Source organism: Geothrix sp. SG200 (assembly GCF_022808935.1).
Taxonomy (GTDB): Bacteria; Acidobacteriota; Holophagae; order Holophagales; family Holophagaceae; genus Geothrix; species Geothrix alkalitolerans.
Genome location: NZ_JAKZFR010000008.1, coordinates 36,785 through 55,771 on the forward strand (window position 1 = coordinate 36,785; position 18,987 = coordinate 55,771).

The window sequence follows — 18,987 nt, forward strand, 5'->3', positions numbered from 1 at the left end:
CTCTAGCCTTCGCCGAGGATGTCCGCCACGGCGGTGTAGGGGTCCTGGGCGTGATCGGCGATGGCCTGGATGGCGGCCTCCAGGCGGTCGGGGCCAGCATGCTCCCGCACGCGGCGCAGGGCGGCCTCGGCCAGCAGCGACTCGAAGCGCAGGCGGGCCCGCTCCCGGGCCTTGCGGGCCAGTCCGCCGTGGGCCCGCAGCCAGGCACCATGCTGCCGGACCTGCGCCAGCAGCTCCGGCACGCCTTCGCCCCGCTGGGCCACGGTGCGGAGCACCGGCGGATCCCAGGGCCGCGCGGCCGCCATGGACTTCATGGCCACCAGCTCCTGCTCCACCTGGTCGGCGCCGTCGCGGTCGGCCTTGTTGATCACGAAGAGGTCCGCCACCTCCATGATGCCGGCCTTGATGGCCTGGATCTCGTCGCCCATGCCCGGCACGAGCACCACGCAGCAGGTCTGGACGCAGCTCACGACATCCACCTCGTCCTGCCCCACGCCCACGGTCTCCACGATCACCGTGTCGAAGCCCGCGGCGTCCAGCAGGTCGATGGCGTCCTGGGTGGCCCGGGCCAGGCCGCCCAGGGCCCCGCGCGTGGCCATGCTGCGGATGAAGATGCCGGGATCGGCGGCGATGCGCTGCATGCGGATGCGGTCGCCCAGGATGGCCCCGCCGCTGAAGGGCGAGGTGGGGTCCACGGCCAGGATGCCGACCCGCTGACCTTCCGCGCGCAGGGCGCGGGCGAGTTGGTCCGTGAGGGTGCTCTTGCCGGCACCGGGGGATCCCGTGATGCCGATCACGACTGCCCCGCCCAGGTGGGGCCAGAGGCGGGCCATGAGGGCCCGGGCCCCGGGGTGGCCATTTTCCATCCAGGAGATGGCCCGGCCCAGCGCCCGCGGCTCCCCGCGGCGCAGGGGCTCCAGGAGATCGGCGGCAGAAGGCATGGGCCCAGGATGCCATCACCCCGCCGGGACCGGAACTCGCCCCGGAAAACCCGATGGGGTACCCTAAACCTTCCGGCCCGCGCCGCAGTAGGACCATACAACGATGATCAAAGGGCTGAAACCCTCGATAGACCCCGCCTCCGGGGACGCGGCGCCGGAGGCGACGCGCGGGCCTGGCCAGGCCCCGGTGCGGCTGACCAAGCGGGCGCCCGTGGCGCCTCCGGACCCCAAGTCGCCTCGGGAGAAGATCTGCGCCGAGTGTGGCATGCGCTTCAAGGTGGAGACCGGCCAGAAGTTCTACCTCTGCCCGGACTGCTACCGCCGCTCCTTCACTTACAAGCGGAAAGGGGGGAAGGAGGCCACCCGGGTGCTCACGCACATCACTTGCGCCACCTGCGGGGCCCAGGAGTACCTGCCCTTCGTGCCCGAGGATCCCGCCAAGGCCCTCTGCCGGGCCTGCTATGCCAAGGACCGGCCGGAACCCAAGGCCGCTCCCCGGCACTCCCGTTCATGAGTCAGGAGATCTGATGCGCTACACCGTTCTGCCTCTGCTGCTCACCGCGTCGCTGCTGCCCGCCCAGGGCCCGGCCCCGGCAAAGCCTGCTCCCAAACCCACCCTGAAGACCACCCCGAAGGCAGAACCCACTTCCGAAGCCGCCCGCCGGGCGTTCCTCCAGGTGCTCGACGCCGTGGATGCCGGGTGGTTCGGCCAGCCCTACCAGGGCATCACCTCCGTGGAGATGCAGGGCACCCTCGGCGTGGCCCTCAGCGGCGCCGCCGTGAACCAGAAGGTGGACAGCCTCAGCCAGGGCCAGGTGAAGGGCAACAGCCAGGGCGGCCAGGCCAACCTCCGCCTCAGGGGTACCTACTTCGCCAACGGGGACTTCCGCACGGACCTGGCCGGGGACTTCGGCAACCTGCTCTACACCCGCCGCGGCACCCGGGGCTTCCTGTACAGCAAGGAACAGAACGCCTACACCACCCGGGTGGAGCCGCCCCCGTCCGACGCGCCGCGAACCTACATGTCCTGGTTCCGGCAGACCCTGAATGACATCAAGGCCGTCTACATCGACGCCCCCACCTTCAAGGCCAGCCTGGCCGGCGAGGAGACCAGTGGCGGCCGGACCCTCCAGCACCTTGTCTTCAACGCCCCCACCAAGCCCTGGGATGCCAAGCGCCGCGAGCAGAGCATGGCCCAGAGCCTGGGCTTCTGGAAGCGGGGCCGTCTGGAGGTGACCGTGGACAAGGCCACCCAGATGCCCCAGCGCCTGGAGTTCCGGAACGACGAGCAGGGCATCCACACCCGCATGGACTTCGCCTACGGGGCCGGGAACAAGCTCCAGGCCGTGAACCTCGCCAACAGCAGCCGCGGCTTCGAGGGCCCGGGCTGGCTCCGCCTCGGCTACGGCGGGGACGGCCTCATGTCCCACATCGCCGGCGAGCTGGCCAGCCAGGACAAGAAGATCTCCTTCGCCATGGACCTGGCGTGGTCCAAGACCCGCACCCCCAACGACCTCATCGCCATCCCCCCCGCCGGCGCCACCAAGCGCGGCCGGGAGGACATGGAGATCCAGCTCATGGTGGGCCTCGCCTCCAAGATCTTCGACCTCCAGCGCGCCGGTCTCAACCTCCGCAGCGTCGCCATCGGCGGAAAGTAAGTAGACTGGATCCATCGGAGCGTGGCGCAGCCTGGTAGCGCATCTGCTTTGGGAGCAGAGGGTCGCGAGTTCGAATCTCGCCGCTCCGACCAATGGGTTCAACAATCGCCTGTCGGCGAGATTCGAACTCGCCCTGGCCACGCAGGCGTGGCCAGGATCCAGCGTCGAGTGGACTTTCGGAGGCAGGACTAGATGTCCTGCCGGAGAAGGGCCGGCGGCTGGCAAAGCCAGGCGCAGTTCGAATCAGCCAGTGTGGGTCGCCGAGACCGTCGGAGCCTGCCGGCGGGTTCGAATGGCATTGTGGCGTCGGGGCCTCTGTCGCGCCGGAGCAAGACCAAGCCACCCTTCAGGCCGATTCGGATTCCCCGGAAGGCGCCTCTGATCCGGCCCCGGGCGCCCGGGACGACCCCCGTATCGGGGACTTCAGCAGGAAGGCCTTCTTGTCCCGCTGGTACTCCGCCGGGTCGTAGTCCGGCGTCGCGGCCAGGCACCACTCCGCGTATTGATGGATGGACATGACGGGCTTGGCGGGGTTCCCGCTGGCCAGGACATTCGGGGGGATGTTCCGCGTCACGACGGATCCCGCAGCGATCACGGAGTTGGGGCCGATGGTCACGCCGGGAAGGATGATGGCCCGCTGACCGATCACGCAGTTGTCCAGCACCGTGATCCGGCCGTACTTGATGACCTTCTTGTAGCGCTCCTGGTCGCGGAAGACATGGGTGCCGCCGTCATGCGTGAGAAAGCAGACTTCCGCGGCCATGGCCACATGGTGCCCGATGGTGACCAGGTAGGGTTCTGAGCCGAAGTCAGGAAGTCCCCCCAGCTTGCAATCGCCCGGAAGGGTCAGGCCGGCCCTCCGGAGCTGCCAGAGCCGGAGGCGATTGTAGAATTTCCGCACGGAACTGACGATGAGCATGGATCCCCCTGGGGGCGCCCAGGATCGCGAAGAAGGTCCGATCGGGGCGGGGCTTGCAGTTTGGCAACTCCTCCAGAATCTGGAGGGAAAAGAACTGGCACATTCACGTGGATGATAAATAGTGGAACCGTTTTTTCAATAGTCAAATCTATTGAATAACTGTAAAACAAGCATACATTCTGTGAATGCTGATGCCAGGAACGAATTGCCCCGAGCATCCCAATCCAAGGACACCGAAGGCAAGGAGAAAGACCATGGTCGCGGACCCCAATGCTGTCGCCCCTGAGCTCCGCGAGTTCATCTCGCGGAACTTCCTGTTCAGCGACCAGGGCTTCAAGTACGGAGATGACGCCTCCTTCCTGCGGGAAGGCATCATCGATTCGCTGGGGGTCATGGAACTGGTGACCTTCGTGGAGAAGCAGTACGGCATCGCGGTGGCCGACCATGAGCTCCTGCCGAGCAACTTCGATTCCGTGAGCCGGCTGAGCTCGTTCATCACCAGCAAGCTGGCGGGCCATTCATGAGGGGTTCCGGGTGCTTGTCCACGAATTCCTGACCCGCTCGGCCGCCAGCTTCCCACAGAAGGTCGCCCTGGTGTGTGATGGCCGGCGGCTGACCTACGCGGAGCTGGACGACATGACGGACCGGCTCGGGAACGCCCTCGTCCGGGGGGGCGTGGGCCGTGGCGACCGGGTCGCCCTCCACCTGCCCAACTCGGTGGAGGCGGTGGTCGGGATCTTCGCCGCGCTGAAGGCGGGCGGGACCTTCGTGTGCATCAACGCCTCCACCAAGGCGGAGAAGCTGGCCTACATCCTGAACGATTGCCGTGCCAAGGCGCTGTTGATGCAGGAGCGAACCGGAGGCTGGGAGGCCGTCCCCTCGCTCTCCCTCGGCATCCTCTGCGGCGCGCAGGAGACGCCTGCGGATCCGCGCCTGCGGCGCTTCGAGGAGATCCTGGCGGAAGCGCCGGCGACTCCCCTGCCCCTGTGCAACATCGACCTGGACCTGGCCTGCCTGGTCTACACCTCGGGAAGCACCGGCGAACCCAAGGGCGTGATGTGCGATCACAGCAACGTGGATTTCGCCAGCACCGCCATCATGACCTACCTGGAGAACCGGGCGGAGGACGTCATCCTCAGCGCCCTGCCCCTGTCCTTCGACTACGGCCTGTACCAGCTCCTGATGGCGTTCAAGATGGGCGGGACGCTGGTGCTGGAGCGGTCCTTCATGTACCCGACCGTGATCCTCCAGCAGATCCAGGAGGAGCGCCCCACCGGATTTCCCGGGGTTCCGACCATCTTCGCCATGCTGGTCCAGAAGGACCTTCGCGCCTACGACACCTCCAGCCTCCGCTACCTCACCAACACGGCGGCCTCCCTGCCGCCCAACCGGATCCTCGAGCTGCAGGCCGCCTTCCCGGGCGTGGCGCTCTATTCGATGTACGGCCTCACCGAGACCAAGCGCACCCTCTACCTGCCCCCGGACCAGCTCGCCCTCCGGCCCGGCTCCGTCGGCATCCCCATTCCCGGCACCGAGGCCTGGATCGAGGACGAATCGGGGCGGCGCCTGGGACCGGGCGAGACGGGGGAGCTGGTGGTGCGCGGCCGGCATGTGATGCGCGGCTACTGGGAGGCCCCGGAGGCGACGGCCCAGCGGTTCCGTCCGGGCCCCATCCCGGGCGAGCGGCTCTGCTACTCCGGAGACCTGTTCCGCCAGGACGCCGAAGGGTACTTCTACTTCCTCAGCCGGAAGGACGACATCATCAAGAGCCGCGGGGAGAAGGTGGCTCCCAAGGAAGTGGAGAACGTCCTTCACATGCTCCCCGGCGTCACCGCCGTGGTGGTGGGCGTTCCCGACCCGACGGCCGGAGAGGTCGTGAAGGCCTTCGTCGTGGCCAACGGGACGCCGCTGACGGAAGCCCAGGTGATCGCCCATTGCCGGGCGCACCTGGAGGATTTCATGGTTCCGAAATACGTCGAATTCAGGACCGATCTGCCCATGACCTCCTCCGGGAAGGTCAGCCGGCTCGGACTTCAGTAGGAGCGTCCATGTGCGGCATCGTGGGCATCTGCGCGCTCAACGGGGAACCCCCGGCCGAGGCCTCGATCCTGCGTCGCATGCTGGGGATGATCCGCCACCGGGGGCCGGACCAGTTCGGGATCTACGTGGACGACCACGCGGCCCTCGGCAGCGCGCGGCTCAGCATCATCGACCTGAGCACCGGCCAGCAGCCCATCTCCAACGAGGACGGCAGCCTCTGGATCGTGTTCAACGGGGAGATCTTCAACCACCCGGAGCTCCGCCAGGAGCTGGAGCGGCGGGGGCACCGGTTCGCCACCGCCTGCGATACGGAAACGGTCCTTCACGCCTACGAAGAGTACGGTCCGGGATGCCTGGCGAAGTTCAACGGCCAGTTCGCCATCGCCATCTGGGATACGCGGAACCGCGCCTTGTTCCTGGCCCGGGACCGGCTGGGCGTACGGCCCCTGTTCTACACCGTTGCCGACGGCCGCCTGGTGTTCGGCTCCGAGATCAAGGCGCTCCTGGCCGCCCCCGGCGTGGTGGCCGCCGCGGATCCCCTGGCGCTGGACCAGATCTTCACGTTCTGGAGCCCCCTCTCGCCGCGCTCCTTCTTCCAGGGGATCGAGGAGGTCCCGCCGGGCCATTACCTGCGGCTGCGGGAGGGCCGAGTGGCCCTGGAACCCTACTGGCAGCTGACCTTCCCGGAAGGCCGGCCGGAGCCCGCACGTTCCAAGGACGAGTACGCCGCGGAACTGCGGGAGCTCCTCATCGATGCCACGCGCATCCGGCTGCGGGCGGACGTGCCCGTGGGCGCCTACCTGAGCGGGGGGCTGGATTCCTCCACCATCACCGCGATCATCCGCCACCACACGGCGAGCCCGCTGGAGACCTTCTCAATCTCCTTCTCGGACGCGGACTACGACGAAAGCGGGTTTCAGACCCGGATGGCCCGGCATCTGGGCACCGATCACCACGTGGTTCACGCCTCCGATGCCGACATCGGGAGGGTGTTCCCGGAGGTGGTCTGGCACGCGGAGACCCCGCTTCTCAGGACCTCTCCGGCGCCGATGTTCCTCCTGTCCGGGTTGGTCCGGGAGAAGGGGTTCAAGGTGGTCCTCACGGGCGAGGGGGCCGATGAGTTCCTGGCGGGCTACGACCTGTTCAAGGAAGCCAAGATCCGCCGGTTCTGGGCGGCCCAGCCCGACTCCAAGCTCCGTCCGGCCCTGTTCAGCCGGATCTACCCCTGGATCTCCGGGCTGACCCAGGGCGGGTCGGCCTATGCGACGGCCTTCTTCGGCCTGGGACTGGAGGAAACCGCCTCCTCCAGCTATTCCCACAGCCTCCGCTGGCGCACCACCAGCCGGGCCAAGCGCTTCTTCAGCGACGACCTGGCGGATCGAATCCGCGCCGCCGGCTCCGGCGACCATCTGGATCCCGCCCTCCCCGCCGGCTTCGACGGCTGGGATCCCCTTCACCGGGCCCAGTACCTGGAGATCTCCATCTTCTTGTCCCAGTACCTGCTGTCCTCCCAGAGCGACCGGGTGGCCATGGGGCATTCGGTGGAGGGACGGTTCCCTTTCCTGGATCATCGGGTGGTTGATTTCTGCAACCGGCTCCCCCCGGACCTGAAGCTTCGTGGCCTCAAGGAGAAGTACCTGCTGAAGGAGGTCAGCCGCGAGTGGCTGCCCGCCGAGATCACCGACCGGCCCAAGCAGCCCTACCGCGCCCCGATCCATCGGGCCTTCTTCAACGACTCGCCTCCGGACTACCTCGAGGAGCTGCTCTCGCCCTCCGCCATCCGCGCCTCGGGCTTCTTCAATCCCGCGGCCGTGGACCATCTAGTCGCCAAGGCCCGGCGGGGCCAGGGCCTGGGCGAGACCGACGACATGGCCCTGGCCGGCATCATCTCCACCCAGCTCGTGGACGCGCAGTTCCTGTCCGGATTCGTACCGGCCCACCCCCTGGACGATGGCGACGACGTGAAGGTCGTGATCGGTCGGGGCGTCTGTTCCTGAGGAATGCCCATGCCCATGAACCCGCGAGTCCTGGATATCGATGCTGCCGCCGAGACGGATCGGATCGTGCAGTGGCTGAGGGAGAACATGCGGGGTCTCCACCGCATGGGCGCCGTGCTCGGCATCAGCGGGGGGATCGATTCCTCCGTGTGCCTGGCGCTCTGCGTCAAGGCCTTCGGGCCCGAGCGGGTGGTGCCCCTCCTGCTGCCGGAGAAGGACTCGGATCCAGCCTCGGAGGATCTTGCCCGGATGCTGGCGGCCCACTTCGGCGTCACCCCCGTGCTGGAGGTCATCACGCCGGCGCTGGATGGGTATGCCTGCTACCAGCGGCGGGACGAGGCCATCGCACGGGTCTTCCCCGAGTACGACGCCAGCGCCGGCTACAAGGCCAAGATCGTCCTGCCCCCGGGGCTCCTGGACCAGGGCACGCTGAACGTCTTCTCCCTGACGATCATCACCCCCGAAGGCGAGGAGAGGAGCGCGCGGCTGCGCCCCGCGGAGCTGGCCCAGATCGTGGCTGCGTCCAATTTCAAGCAGCGAACCCGCACGGCGATGCTCTACTACCACGCCGAACTGAGGAACTACGCGGTCATCGGGACGCCCAACAAGAACGAGCACGACCAGGGGTTCTTCGTGAAATACGGCGATGGCGGCGTGGACCTGATGCCCATCGTCCACCTCTACAAGACGCAGGTGTACCAGCTCGCCCGCCACTTGGATGTCCCCGAGGTCATCCAGAAACGCACCCCGACCTCGGATACGTACAGCGCCCCCTCGACCCAGGAGGAGTTCTTCTTCCGCATCCCGTTCAGGATCATGGACCTGCTCTGGTACGCCCTGGAGAACCAGGTTTCCGTGGAGGAGACGGCCGCGGCCCTGGACATGACGTCCGACCAGGTGCAGCGCGCCTTCGACGACTTCACCCAGAAGAAGCGGTCGACGTACTACCTGCGGACCCCTCCCCTCGACATGACCTCCCTTGGAACGCCGGCCTTCGCGGGCCGCTGATTCGGCTACCGCCTCCTTGGAGGGCTCCCCATGACCGCGATGCCCGGACTCCCGCCCCCGCAACCCATCCTGGTGTGGATCAGGAGGAGCTTCCTTCCCGTGGTGGCGGCCCTCCTCCTGACCTGCTCCCCCGGGGCGGGGACCTCCGGAGCCGCCCAACCCAAGGAGCGCGCCGTGCCGCACGAACCTGCCTCAAGGATCCTCTTCCTGCACCACAGCACCGGCGAGGCCATCTGGGATGCGGGTCTGCCCCAGTTCTTCCAGACCTGGAACGCGACCCACGGCACCCGTTACGCCATCACCAAGATGACGTATCCGATGGCCAACGGCGGGCACACCCGGCTGGACCGGATGCTCCCCACCCGGGTGTTCCGGCTCCTGGTGCACGACCGCTATCCCTGGGAGAACAACCCCTACGACTACTGGAACCTTTGGGTGGCCCACGCCGGGGCCGCGAGGGACCGGCAGGAGCCGAACCTGGACGACCTCGTCGCGTCCCACGACGTCATCGTCTTCAAGCACTGCTTCCCCATCAGCCGGGTCCTGCCCGAGGACGGAGCCCCCAACGTGGCTTCTCCGAAGAAGACCCTCGCCAACTACCGCCTGCAGTACGAGGCCCTCAAGACCCGCATGCACCAGTTCCCCCGCACGACCTTCATCGTGTGGACGGGGCCGGCGCTGACGGAGGCCTCCACCACCCCGGAAGAGGCCGAGCGCGCCCGGCAGTTCGCCACCTGGGTGAAGGAGACCTGGGACGAGAAGGGCGACAACATCTTCGTGTGGGACTTCCGCGACCTGGAGACCGAGGGAGGCTTGTACCTGAAGCCGGCCCATGCCGACGGGCCCACCAATGCCCATCCCTCCCGGACCTTCGCCGTGAAGGCCGCTCCGCTCCTGGGGCGGCGCATCGTGGACGTCCTCGAGGGGCGGGGAGACCAGTCCAGCCTGACCGGAGGCTGAGGCCCGCCACCCGCGACGACACAAAGCTTCTGGCATGGCCAGGGAGGAAGCGATGAAAGACGACAAGACGGGTGAAAGCGCCAGCTCCGCGAACCCCGCAGGGGACCAGACCCCCGCCGCCCTGCTTGCGGCCGGCCATCACCGCTTTCTGGGAGTCGACCTGCTGGTGGGCGAGGATGTCCTGGTCCCGCGAGAGGAGACGGAGATCCTGGGACGGGAAGTCCTGGCCCTCCTCCGCGCTCGGTCGGCCGAGGCACCGGAGCGGGAGCTGCGGATGATCGACATGGGGTGCGGGGCGGGGAATCTGGCCTGCATTGCGGCGCTGGGGGTGCCCTCCGTGAGGGCGTGGGCCGCGGACATATCGGACGCCTGTGTCCGCCTGACTCGGGCGAACGTGGCTCGACTCGGCCTGGAAGATCGGGTCATGGTCGCCCAGGGGGATCTCTTCGCGGCCCTCGCGGGCGAAGGCCTGGAAGGCACCATGGACCTGGTGGTGATGAACCCGCCCTACATTCCTTCCCATGTGCTGGAGGCCACCCTGGCCGGCCTCCTTGAGCATGAACCGAGGGCGGCCTTCGACGGCGGCCCGTACGGGATCACGATCTTCACGCGGCTCCTGCAGGAGGCGCCGGCCTTCCTGAAACCAGGGGGGCACCTCCTGTTCGAGTTCGGGTTGGGACAGGCCAAGATGGTGCAGGCGCTGGCGGAGCGAAACCATCGCCACTCCACCATCCGGTTCGTCGCGGATGCCCAGGACCATCCGCGGGTGGCCGTCCTCGGGCTGTAGCCCTCACCAGATGGGCGCCGCCTCCAAGGTTCGTGCCACCAGCTGCCGGGCCGCCGCGGCGATGGCGTCGGCCTGCGGCGCGAAGGCCTGCTCCAGGGGGTAGCTGGAGGGGGCCGGGGCGTCCGGGCCCGTGAGGCGGACGATGGGAGCCTTGAGGGCCTCGAAGGCCTGCTCGGCGATCAGAGCCGCCACCTCGGCACCCACACCGCAGAGACGGCTGGCCTCGTGGACGAGGACGGCGCGGCCCGTCTTCCGCACCGAGGCGAGGATGGTGGCCTCGTCCAGGGGCTTGAGGGTGCGCAGGTCCACCACCTCGGCGGAGACACCCTCGGCCGCCAGGGCCTCGGCGGCGGCCAGGCAGGTGTGGACGGTCTTGGCGTAGGAGATGAGGGTGACGTCCGAGCCCTCGCGGCGGATGGCGGCCTTCCCGAGGGGGACGACCTCGTCGGCCTCCGGCACTTCGCCCGGCGCGAAGGCCAGGCCGATGTCCATGAAGAAGAGCACGGGGTTCTCGTCGCGGATGGCGGCCTTCATGAGGCCCTTGGCGTCCGCGGGCGTGGCGGGCATCACCACCTGGAGGCCTGGAGCGTGGACGAACCAGGCCTCCAGGTTGTGGTTGTGCTGGGCGCCCACGCTCCAGCCCCCGCCGGTCATGGCCAGCGCCACCATGGGGAAGGAGAACTGGCCGCCGGACATGTAGCGCAGCTTGCCCGCGCTGTTCACCAGCTCGTCCATGGCGAAGCAGAGGAAGGGCGCGAAGAGCAGGTCCACCACCGGGCGCAGGCCCGTGGCGGCGGCCCCGGCGGCGGTGCCGGCGATGATGCCCTCGGCCAGGGGCGTGTTGCGCACGCGCTGGGGCCCGAAGGCCTTGAGCAGGCCCTTGCGCTTGGTGGCGGTGCCCTCGCCGAACATGAGCACGCGGGAGTCGCGGGCCATCTCCTCGTGGAGGGCGGCTTCGACGGCGTCGTGGAAGGTCATCTGAATCATCTGGGTCATGGGTCGGCTCCTCAGGCGTAGACGCCGGTGGCGAGGTCGGCGGGATCGGGATAGGGGGAGGCGGCGGCGAAGGCGGCGGCCTCCTCGATGGCCTGGCGGGCCTGGGCATGGAGGGCCTCCAGGCCGTCCGTTGTGAGCTCGCCGGCCTCCAGCAGGCGGGCCTCCAGGCGGGCGATGGGATCCTTGGCCATCCAGGCCTCGAGCTCCGCGGGATCCACGTAGGACTGGTCGTGGGGCTCCATGTGGCCGCGCTGACGGTAGGTCCAGGCCTCCAGCAGGAAGGGCCGGCGCGTCTCGCGCACCTGGGCGGCGGCGTGCAGGGCGGCCTTGCGCACGGCCTCCACGTCGTTGCCGTCCACGGTGAGGCTGTCGATGCCGTAGGGGGCGGCCCACGGGGCCACGTGGTCGCCCACCATGGTCTCCTTGCGGTGGACGAAGGCCTGCCACTGGTTGTTCTCGCAGACATACAGCACGGGCAGGTTCCAGACCGAGGCCAGGTTCAGCGACTCGTGGAAGATGCCCTCGCAGGCGGCCCCGTCGCCAAAGAAGCAGACGACGATGCCTTCGCCGCCGAGCATGGCCCGCGACAGGGCGACGCCCGGGGCCAGGGACAGCTCGCCGCCCACGATGGTGGAGGTGAGCACCACGCCCAGCTCCTTCACGGAGATGTGCAAGGTGCCGCTACGGCCCTGGCAGTAGCCGGTGCTGCGGCCCATGACCTCGGCCAGCATGCGGCCGGGTTCAGCCCCGCGGGCCAGCAGGTGGCCCGCGCTGCGGTGGTTGGTGAGGATCTGGTCCTCGGCGCGCAGGGCGGAGACCACGCCCACGGCGGCGGCCTCCTGGCCCACAGAGGTGCAGACATTGGGGAAGGGGCCCGCGGCGTGGAAGGCCACGATCTTCTCTTCGTAGGCCCGGATGCGCAGCATGGCCGCGAGCAGGTCCAGGCGGTTGGGCGCAGGAAGAGGTACAGGTGTGGAAGGGGTCATGGGACCTCGCGTCGGAAAGGGGTTCTGGGGGTCAGTGGGACGAGGCGAAGGGGGCGTCGGCGATCCAGCGGTGGAGGTGGTCCACGGCGGCCTGGTCCACGCGCACGGTGCCGAGGGGCGGCATCTGGGCGATGGGATCCCGGCTGCCCATGCGGTGCAGAAGGGCGCTGCGCTCCGGGTGGCCGGGGCTGAGGATGCGGCTCTCGGGCTGGCCGGGCACGGGGAAGCTGCCAGTGCCGGCCGTCGTGCGGAGGGCGTGGGCGGGGCGCAGATCCAGCTCCAGGCCCGGGATGGGCCGGTCCGCCCGGTGGCAGGTGGCGCAGTTGGCCTGGAGGTAGCCCAGGGCCGACCGCGTGGGGGGATCGCCCGCGATGCGGGGCGGGCGGGCCAGGAGGTCCGGCCGGGCGCCCCGGAGCAGACCCCGGGCCACCAGGTCCTTCAGGGTGATCAGGCCGGGCCGGAGGGGCTCGGCGTGGAGGGCGCCGGGATCGCGGTCCGGCGAGAGCTGGAGGGCCGTGAAGCCAAGGACCTCCACCTGCTCCTGGCCGTGGCAGTCGCGGCAGTCCGAGCGGGAGGGGATGGCGTGGCGCAGGCCCGGGGCCACCTCGGCGGCATCCGGCAGGCCGCCCTCGGGCACGAGGATGGCGTCGGTCTGGGCCTCGTTCCAGGCGTAGCTGGCGAAGACCCAGGTGGCGGGCCCGGTCTTCCAGAGCAGGCGCGTCTCCACCTTCCGTCCCCCGAAGGAGAATTCCTTCCAGGCCTTGGTGCCCACGGGAAACACCCAGCCCGCCTCGTCGCGGCCGTCGATGGCCGCCGGCAGGTGGATCCACCGGGCCTTGGCCGCACCGTCCGTCCACAGCGGGTACTGGGGCGCGTAGGCCAGGTTCCGGGCCGCCACCACGCCCGGCGCGGCGTAGAGGCCGGTCTGGGAGAGCAGGCGGGGCGGGGCGGGCGGCTTCGCGAGCCCCGGCGTCAAGCCGAGGCCCACGAGGGCGGCGAGGAGGGCGCGCATGGCGGGCTCCGGTTCAGTGCATGGGGATGGGCGTGGGCGCGGGCGCTTCGGGCGCGGGCACCTTGTTCTTCACGGCCGGGATGGACTGCAGGTAGGCGAAGATCGCCTTCAGGTCAGCCTCGTTGACCTTCTGGAGGTTCTGGATGGGCATGGGGGGCAGGATGGCGCGGCCCTGGCCCAGGTGGCGGGCCGAGCGCACCATCCGGAGGAACTGGGCCTCGGTCCAGCTGCCCAGGCCCGTCTCCTTGTCCGGCGTCAGGTTGGCGGCGTAGCTCACGCCCCAGGGGCCGCTGAAGGCCGTCATGGTTAGGGAGCCCGCCCAGCCCCAGGGGGCCTCGGTCAGCTTCGGGGCCGGGGGCATCTTCAGGCCCTCGGGGTGGCCGGAGAGCATGCGCGTCATGTCCGGCTCGGGGCCCTTGGGGCCCATCTTCAGGGGCGTGTGGCAGTCGTGGCAGCCCGCGATGGTGACCAGGTAGCCCCCATGCTGGATCTGCTTGGTCTGGGAGGGTGTGCCGGCCTGAGCCAGGGCTAGGCCCAGAAGGGCATAGGGGAGAGCGCGAAACAGGGTCATGGATCACCTCAACAGGGAAGGGGTCGGGTCGAATCCCGATGAGGTGTTTATCGCACTTTCGAACGAAGGTTTATATGTTTTTTCCACCTTTAAGAAAGAATTAGCAAGGCTTTAAGAAGGTTTTAAGAAAGGCAGGTCTGGGTCAGGCGCCGGTGTCCATGTCCTCCAGCTCCAGGGGCCGGGCCACCAGCAGCCGGAAGCGTCCGCGGCCCGTCTTCTCCAGCCGCACACAGGCCTCCCGCTCCGCCAGGCGGCGGTGCAGGAGCACCAGCCGGGCCTCCAGGTTGTCGCTCTGGTCCGGCAGGCGCACCCGGGGGTCGGCCCGCAGCTCCCGGTTGCTGAAGTGGGTGCGGCCCAGGGCCTGGTGGTCCTGGAGGAGGGTCCAGAGGATGTTGCCCGCCACGCCCTTGATGAGGTAGTCGTCGCCCAGGAAGACGCTGTCATTGGCGGCGTAGTGCCGCACCCGAAGGGGCGGCCCCTGGGGTCGGGGCTCCCGGGCGACGCCGGGCTGGGCCTCGTCGCCCAGCTCCAGCTCCGCCAGGAAGAGCCGGAAGAGGCCGCCCACTTGCGTGGCCAGGGCCACCAGGGCGTCCTCCTCCGCATGGGTGAAGCGCATCTCCGTGGGGCTCTCCACGAAGAGCACGCCCAGGGGTTCGTGGGCCCCGGGGATGGGCACGGCCAGCTGGCTGCCGGGCGAGACCAGGCCCGGGAAGGGGATCTCGGTCTCCAGCAGGTCGCCCATGCCCTGCCGCTCGGCCCCCTCGCGCATGGCCAGGCCGTAGGCGTACTCGGAGGTGACATGCGAGATGCGGATGGGCGTGCGCTCCCGGGCGGCCACGCCGATGACGCCCTCGCCCACATGGATCTCCGAGCCCACGCCCGAAGTGGCGTACCCGCGGCTGGCCACGGTGTAGAGCCGGTCCCGGCGGGGATCCAGCATCATCACCAGGGCGTGCTCGATGGCGAAGTGGGTCTGGAGTCCGTCCAGCAGCGCATCCAGGAGGGACTCCGCATCGGGGCTGGTGGGCAGCCGCGCCATGCAGGTGCGCAGGGCCAGAAGCGGATCCACCAGGGGGGACGGGGCGGGCAGCGTGCTTCCCGGCACCACCTCCACCCGCTCGATGCGGTAGATGTCGGAGCCCAGCAGCCGGAACACGCCGCTCATCCCAGTGTGGGACGCGATGCCCGCAAGCTTGGCCTTCATGGACTCGAAGACGGGACCCCGGGTCTCCGTGCGCTCGTAGACGAGGTGGAGCCGGTACTGCTGGGCGGTCTTGGGGTGGATGAGGCCCAGGGTGACCCGCGGATTCGCGAGCAGGTTCTGGTGGGTGCGGTTGAAGAACTGGTAGGAGAGGGCCAGGTGCCCATCGTCCAGGTACTGGCCCTGGGACATGTAGGCCACATTGGGGGTGCCGTCCGCGGCGCAGGTGGAGACCACGCCGGGGATGACGCCATCCAGGCAGTCGCGGAGGGCGCGGACGGGGATCATGGGCCCCCCGGAGCCCGAGGCGGGGGCGGGGCCGAGGTCAGCGGCGTCCCGGCCTGAGCCCCCGGCGTCGAGTTGAAGAGCGCCGAGGGCGTGAAGCTCAGGCCCACCAGCGCCTCGTCGGGGCAGTCGAGCAGGGTCCGGACCATGCCTTCGGTGAAACCGAGGAAGACCAGGCATTGGGCGAAGGCCGCCCGGTACGCCGTGACGCAGGCGAGGTCTCCGTCGGTAAGCGCCTCGAGGCGGGCGTCCTCTCCTTTGATCTGGATGGTGCGGTGCGTGGGGGGCTCGCTGAAGACCACGGCCAGGGCCCCGCTCCGCGTTGCGTCCCGGACGAGGTCCACGGCCTGGGGCGCGGCGAAGAACAGCTTGAGGCGGCCTGCGTCGGGGGCCACACGGCAGCCGAAGGCGCGGCAGAGACTGGGGACGCCCGCGGCACTCGCCGAACCCGCATTGATGGAGAGGCCTCCCGTGAGGAAGCGAGTCAGCTCCGGATCGAGGAGGAGGGAGGGAGCGGTCGGCATGGGCGGATGATTTTATCCAATCTCCTTCGGCCGGTGGGGCCGACCAGCCGAGGCTGGATTCGCACCCTGGCACGGAGCTTCCCGATGCTCTGGTATTCTTTGCCCGTGCACCCCGCCCCTGCCACCCGGACCGCGCCCCCCATTGCGCGCTGGCGCCCGCAGCTCGAAACCGAGCTGGAGGCCATCGACCAGCAGCACCGGGAGCTCTTGCAGGACCTGGCCCGACTGGCTGTCGCCCTCGGGGCCGGATCGCCGGGCGACCTCCCGGACGAGCCCCTGGCCACCCTGGCCCGGCACCTCATCAAGCACTGCCAGACGGAGGAGAGCCTCATGAAGGAGGCGGGGTTCCCTGAACGCGTCGCCCACGCGAACCAGCACCAGGAGGTGGTCCTCCGGGTGCGCGACCTCCAGTACCGGCGGATGAAGGGCCAGCCCGTCGGCCGGGAGGCGCTGGCCGAGCTGGGAGCCTGGCTCGAGCAGCACATCAGCCAAGCGGATCGGGCCATGGCGGGATACCTGAAGGCGCTGCAGACGGTTTGAGCCCAGCTGGGCCCACAGGCGGGCGCCGACCCACTTCACGCTGGACTCGAACTGCCATCGGCTGGCCCCGGCCATGACGGCTTCAGGCCGACATCAAGTCGGCCCTTCGCCTATGGCCTACCGGGCCGCCGATGTTTCTCGCTGGTCCGAGTCCAGCTAGGCGCTGGTGCGCCTAGCTGGACTCGAACCAGCGACCTGCGGCTTAGAAGGCCGCTGCTCTATCCACCTGAGCTATAGGCGCGCTGGGATAGTCTAGCGGGTCTCAGAAGTGGATCTGCAGCTGGGCCATGGGCGCGGTGACGCGCTTGTTGGTGGCGGGGGCGGGGCCGTCGTTGTTCGGGCCGCCGAACTTGTTGTTCCAGTACTCGAAGCCGGGGCCCACGTAGACCTTCTTCTTGGTGCCGAAGAGGGGGCTGATGTCGAAGAGGAGGGAGAGGTTCGCCAGGGTCTCGGGCTTGGTCTCCACGCCGAAGCCGTCCTTGCCCTTGGCGCCCTCGTAGTTGGCGTAGCCCTTGAATTCGGCGCCCACCTGGCCCATCTGGAAGGGGATGCCCCAGGCGGCGGTGACGTAGTACGTGGTCTTGAAGTCCACGGACCGGCCCACGATGCCGTTGTAGTTCTGCTCGTGGCAGGCCAGGAGGCCCAGGTCGAAGAAGCCGTCCGTCACCTTGAAGTTGAAGGTGGCCCCGGCGACGAGGAAGCGCTTCTTGGAGGCGAAGGCGTTGTCCTTGGCATTGAAGTCAAAGCCGGCGGTGAGGGAGATGTCGCGCACGGGGCCGAAGCTAAGGTCGGTCTTGGTAAGCTTGCCCAGGCTCAGGGAGCCGCGGTAGAGGGCGTAGACCTCGTTGGCCCCGCTGTTCCCGCTGGCGGTGGGGTCGTTCCGGTCGGACATGAGCATGTCCACGTTGAAGAAGTTCGTGCCGTAGGCCCAGCCGCTGACGTGGCCCAGCTGGAGGATGTTCTTCTTCACGGTGCCGTCGATGCCGGGCTCGCGGAACTGGGTGCCGGTGCGGTAGCCGATGAAGGTGTCGCTCCAGTCGGCGGCGCCGAGAGGCAGGGCGGCCGCCACGAGGAGGGCGAGGGCGAGCTTGGTCATGGAGTCTCCGGGGTGGGGCTGGGGTCCTAGGCGGACAGGAAGAGGAGCTTGAGGAGGAAGATGACCGAGAGCACGAGGATGATCGGGTTGATCTCCTTGAAGCGCCCGGTGGCGGCCTTCAGCACGGTGTAGGCGATCATGCCGAGGGCGATGCCGTTGACGATGGAGAAGGTGAAGGGCATGACCACCACGGCCAGGTAGGCGGGGATGGCGTCGGTGACATCGTCGAAGCGGATCTCCTTGATCTCCGACAGCATGAAGAAGCCGATCATCATGAGCGCCGGGGCCGTGGCCTGGAGCGGCACCATGAGGAAGAGGGGCGAGAGGAAGAGGGCGAGCGCCAGCCAGCCCGCCACCACCAGGGCCGTGAGGCCCGTCTTGCCGCCCTCGGCCACGCCCGACGCGCTCTCGATGTAGGCCGTAATGGCCGTGGTGCCGAACATGGAGGCGAAGGTGGTGCCCACGGCGTCGGCCATGAAGGCCTTGGACGCGCCCGGGAACTTGCCCTCCTTGTCCAGCAGCTTGCCCTGGGCGCCGATGCCCATGAGGGTGCCGATGGTGTCGAACATGTCCACGAAGAGCAGGGTGAACAGGATGATGAAGATGTTGATCATGCCGCCCAGGGACTTGGTCCAGCTCCAGTCGTACTGGAACATCTTCGGCCAGCTGGGGATCTGGAAGAGGGTGCCCTTGGGCAGGTGGGTGAAGCCGCCGCCGAAGGATACGGGCAGGAGGCCCGCCAGGGTGATGGCGAGGATGCCCAGGAGGATGGCGCCCTTCACGCGCTTGGCTACCAGCACGGCGATGAGGAAGAGACCCACCACGGACCAGAAGGCCGGGGTGAGGTGGCCGTGGTCCCAGAACTTCGCGATGAAGAGGTTGTTCACGTCGTGCAGGCCGAAGAGGGCCGAGGGATCGTTCTTCAGCACCGGGAAGATCGTGTCGGGCTCGAACTTCAGGCCCACCTGGGTGACGCCGGAATCCACGAAGCCGATGATGGCGATGAAGAGGCCGATGCCCACGGAGATCCCCTTCTTCAGTGAGAAGGGGATGGCGTCCATGAACGCCTCGCGGACCTTCATGGCGCTGAGGGCGATGAAGACCAGGCCCTCCAGCAGCAGGGCCGTGAGGGCCACCTGGATGGTGTAGCCCATGCCGCCCTGGTTGGCCGGCGCGCAGACCGTGAAGGCGAAGAAGGCCGAGAGGCCGATGCCCGAGGCGAAGGCGATGGGCAGGTTCGCGTAGAAGGCGCCGATGAGCGTCGAGAGGATGGCGCAGATCACGAAGGCCGTGAAGCCCTGCGCCGGCGCGATGCCCGCCACCTTGAGGAAGGCGTTGGGGATCAGCGAGATCACGTAGGCCATCGAGATGAAGGTGGTGGTGCCCGCGAGCACCTCAGTGGCCACCGTGGTGCCCTTGGCCTTCAGGCCAAAAAACCGTTCCATGCGGTACTCCTCGAAAGGGGT

At 68.6% G+C, this 18,987-nt stretch carries 19 protein-coding genes and 2 tRNA genes; 10 read left to right on the top strand and 11 right to left on the bottom strand.

Annotated features, from left to right (window positions below):
• Positions 1-2 precede the first annotated feature (2 nt).
• A complete protein-coding gene (gene meaB, locus ML539_RS14565) occupies positions 3-941 on the bottom strand; it encodes a methylmalonyl Co-A mutase-associated GTPase MeaB (protein WP_243325062.1) in 939 nt (312 codons plus the stop codon).
• 103 nt (positions 942-1,044) lie between these two features.
• Between meaB and ML539_RS14570 the strand changes: the two genes are divergently transcribed.
• From ML539_RS14570 to ML539_RS14580, 3 genes are all read left to right on the top strand, one after another.
• Complete coding sequence (locus ML539_RS14570) at positions 1,045-1,455, top strand: hypothetical protein (RefSeq protein WP_243325064.1); 411 nt, start codon at positions 1,045-1,047, stop codon at positions 1,453-1,455.
• 13 nt (positions 1,456-1,468) lie between these two features.
• Positions 1,469-2,599, top strand: coding sequence for a hypothetical protein (locus tag ML539_RS14575; protein WP_243325068.1), 1,131 nt, complete (start codon positions 1,469-1,471; stop codon positions 2,597-2,599).
• 15 nt (positions 2,600-2,614) lie between these two features.
• A tRNA-Pro gene (locus tag ML539_RS14580) sits at positions 2,615-2,691 on the top strand.
• Positions 2,692-2,945: 254 nt separating this feature from the next.
• Here ML539_RS14580 and ML539_RS14585 read toward each other — a convergent pair.
• On the bottom strand, positions 2,946-3,518 hold the full coding sequence (locus ML539_RS14585) for an acyltransferase (RefSeq protein WP_243325069.1): 573 nt from the start codon (positions 3,516-3,518) through the stop codon (positions 2,946-2,948).
• A 254-nt stretch (positions 3,519-3,772) separates the two neighbouring features.
• Here ML539_RS14585 and ML539_RS14590 point away from each other — a divergent pair, with 254 nt between their 5' ends.
• The 6 genes from ML539_RS14590 to ML539_RS14615 are packed head-to-tail and all read left to right on the top strand — an operon-like array spanning position 3,773 to position 10,310.
• Entirely contained in the window at positions 3,773-4,042 is a 270-nt protein-coding gene (locus ML539_RS14590; RefSeq protein ID WP_243295342.1) for an acyl carrier protein, read from the top strand.
• A 10-nt stretch (positions 4,043-4,052) separates the two neighbouring features.
• Complete coding sequence (locus ML539_RS14595; RefSeq protein ID WP_243325071.1) at positions 4,053-5,558, top strand: AMP-binding protein; 1,506 nt, start codon at positions 4,053-4,055, stop codon at positions 5,556-5,558.
• Positions 5,559-5,566: 8 nt separating this feature from the next.
• Complete coding sequence (gene asnB, locus ML539_RS14600; protein ID WP_243325073.1) at positions 5,567-7,555, top strand: asparagine synthase (glutamine-hydrolyzing); 1,989 nt, start codon at positions 5,567-5,569, stop codon at positions 7,553-7,555.
• A 9-nt stretch (positions 7,556-7,564) separates the two neighbouring features.
• Positions 7,565-8,563, top strand: a complete 999-nt coding sequence (nadE, locus tag ML539_RS14605) for an NAD(+) synthase (protein ID WP_243325076.1) — start codon at positions 7,565-7,567, stop codon at positions 8,561-8,563.
• Positions 8,564-8,593: 30 nt separating this feature from the next.
• On the top strand, positions 8,594-9,523 hold the full coding sequence (locus ML539_RS14610) for a hypothetical protein (RefSeq protein ID WP_243325078.1): 930 nt from the start codon (positions 8,594-8,596) through the stop codon (positions 9,521-9,523).
• A 52-nt stretch (positions 9,524-9,575) separates the two neighbouring features.
• Entirely contained in the window at positions 9,576-10,310 is a 735-nt protein-coding gene (locus ML539_RS14615) for a HemK family protein methyltransferase (RefSeq protein ID WP_243325081.1), read from the top strand.
• 3 nt (positions 10,311-10,313) lie between these two features.
• Here ML539_RS14615 and ML539_RS14620 read toward each other — a convergent pair whose 3' ends face one another.
• The 6 genes from ML539_RS14620 to ML539_RS14645 form a co-directional block, all read right to left on the bottom strand.
• Positions 10,314-11,297, bottom strand: a complete 984-nt coding sequence (locus ML539_RS14620; protein ID WP_347710772.1) for a pyruvate dehydrogenase complex E1 component subunit beta — start codon at positions 11,295-11,297, stop codon at positions 10,314-10,316.
• Between the two features lie 20 nt (positions 11,298-11,317).
• Complete coding sequence (locus ML539_RS14625) at positions 11,318-12,292, bottom strand: thiamine pyrophosphate-dependent dehydrogenase E1 component subunit alpha (protein ID WP_243325086.1); 975 nt, start codon at positions 12,290-12,292, stop codon at positions 11,318-11,320.
• Positions 12,293-12,323: 31 nt separating this feature from the next.
• Positions 12,324-13,304: a c-type cytochrome domain-containing protein gene (locus ML539_RS14630; RefSeq protein WP_243325087.1), complete on the bottom strand. Its 981-nt coding sequence runs from the start codon at positions 13,302-13,304 to the stop codon at positions 12,324-12,326.
• 13 nt (positions 13,305-13,317) lie between these two features.
• Positions 13,318-13,875 (bottom strand): hypothetical protein, encoded by a 558-nt coding sequence (locus tag ML539_RS14635; RefSeq protein ID WP_243325088.1) that lies wholly within the window; start codon positions 13,873-13,875, stop codon positions 13,318-13,320.
• A gap of 142 nt (positions 13,876-14,017) precedes the next feature.
• Positions 14,018-15,364, bottom strand: a complete 1,347-nt coding sequence (locus ML539_RS14640) for a GAF domain-containing protein (protein ID WP_243325089.1) — start codon at positions 15,362-15,364, stop codon at positions 14,018-14,020.
• A complete protein-coding gene (locus ML539_RS14645; RefSeq protein ID WP_243325091.1) occupies positions 15,361-15,885 on the bottom strand; it encodes a hypothetical protein in 525 nt (174 codons plus the stop codon). Before ML539_RS14645 ends, ML539_RS14640 begins: the two co-directional genes overlap by 4 nt.
• Positions 15,886-15,990: 105 nt before the next feature.
• Here ML539_RS14645 and ML539_RS14650 point away from each other — a divergent pair, with 105 nt between their 5' ends.
• Complete coding sequence (locus ML539_RS14650; protein WP_243325092.1) at positions 15,991-16,425, top strand: hemerythrin family protein; 435 nt, start codon at positions 15,991-15,993, stop codon at positions 16,423-16,425.
• 164 nt (positions 16,426-16,589) lie between these two features.
• Here ML539_RS14650 and ML539_RS14655 read toward each other — a convergent pair.
• From ML539_RS14655 to ML539_RS14665, 3 genes are all read right to left on the bottom strand, one after another.
• Positions 16,590-16,666: transfer RNA gene (locus ML539_RS14655), tRNA-Arg, on the bottom strand.
• 21 nt (positions 16,667-16,687) lie between these two features.
• Positions 16,688-17,521: a hypothetical protein gene (locus ML539_RS14660; RefSeq protein WP_243325093.1), complete on the bottom strand. Its 834-nt coding sequence runs from the start codon at positions 17,519-17,521 to the stop codon at positions 16,688-16,690.
• Positions 17,522-17,547: 26 nt separating this feature from the next.
• Entirely contained in the window at positions 17,548-18,966 is a 1,419-nt protein-coding gene (locus ML539_RS14665; RefSeq protein ID WP_243325094.1) for an NCS2 family permease, read from the bottom strand.
• Positions 18,967-18,987 lie beyond the last annotated feature (21 nt).

Excerpts from the sequence above, each read along its gene's own strand:
- ML539_RS14620 (WP_347710772.1), bottom strand. The coding sequence starts at position 11,297 with ATGATTCAGATGACCTTCCACGACGCCGTCGAAGCCGCCCTCCACGAG.
- ML539_RS14665 (WP_243325094.1), bottom strand. The coding sequence starts at position 18,966 with ATGGAACGGTTTTTTGGCCTGAAGGCCAAGGGCACCACGGTGGCCACT.
- ML539_RS14575 (WP_243325068.1), top strand. The coding sequence starts at position 1,469 with ATGCGCTACACCGTTCTGCCTCTGCTGCTCACCGCGTCGCTGCTGCCC.
- asnB (WP_243325073.1), top strand. The coding sequence starts at position 5,567 with ATGTGCGGCATCGTGGGCATCTGCGCGCTCAACGGGGAACCCCCGGCC.
- ML539_RS14615 (WP_243325081.1), top strand. The coding sequence starts at position 9,576 with ATGAAAGACGACAAGACGGGTGAAAGCGCCAGCTCCGCGAACCCCGCA.
- nadE (WP_243325076.1), top strand. The coding sequence starts at position 7,565 with ATGCCCATGAACCCGCGAGTCCTGGATATCGATGCTGCCGCCGAGACG.
- ML539_RS14660 (WP_243325093.1), bottom strand. The coding sequence starts at position 17,521 with ATGACCAAGCTCGCCCTCGCCCTCCTCGTGGCGGCCGCCCTGCCTCTC.
- meaB (WP_243325062.1), bottom strand. The coding sequence starts at position 941 with ATGCCTTCTGCCGCCGATCTCCTGGAGCCCCTGCGCCGCGGGGAGCCG.
- ML539_RS14590 (WP_243295342.1), top strand. The coding sequence starts at position 3,773 with ATGGTCGCGGACCCCAATGCTGTCGCCCCTGAGCTCCGCGAGTTCATC.
- ML539_RS14610 (WP_243325078.1), top strand. The coding sequence starts at position 8,594 with ATGACCGCGATGCCCGGACTCCCGCCCCCGCAACCCATCCTGGTGTGG.
- ML539_RS14570 (WP_243325064.1), top strand. The coding sequence starts at position 1,045 with ATGATCAAAGGGCTGAAACCCTCGATAGACCCCGCCTCCGGGGACGCG.
- ML539_RS14645 (WP_243325091.1), bottom strand. The coding sequence starts at position 15,885 with ATGCCGACCGCTCCCTCCCTCCTCCTCGATCCGGAGCTGACTCGCTTC.
- ML539_RS14585 (WP_243325069.1), bottom strand. The coding sequence starts at position 3,518 with ATGCTCATCGTCAGTTCCGTGCGGAAATTCTACAATCGCCTCCGGCTC.
- ML539_RS14630 (WP_243325087.1), bottom strand. The coding sequence starts at position 13,304 with ATGCGCGCCCTCCTCGCCGCCCTCGTGGGCCTCGGCTTGACGCCGGGG.
- ML539_RS14635 (WP_243325088.1), bottom strand. The coding sequence starts at position 13,875 with ATGACCCTGTTTCGCGCTCTCCCCTATGCCCTTCTGGGCCTAGCCCTG.
- ML539_RS14640 (WP_243325089.1), bottom strand. The coding sequence starts at position 15,364 with ATGATCCCCGTCCGCGCCCTCCGCGACTGCCTGGATGGCGTCATCCCC.
- ML539_RS14625 (WP_243325086.1), bottom strand. The coding sequence starts at position 12,292 with ATGACCCCTTCCACACCTGTACCTCTTCCTGCGCCCAACCGCCTGGAC.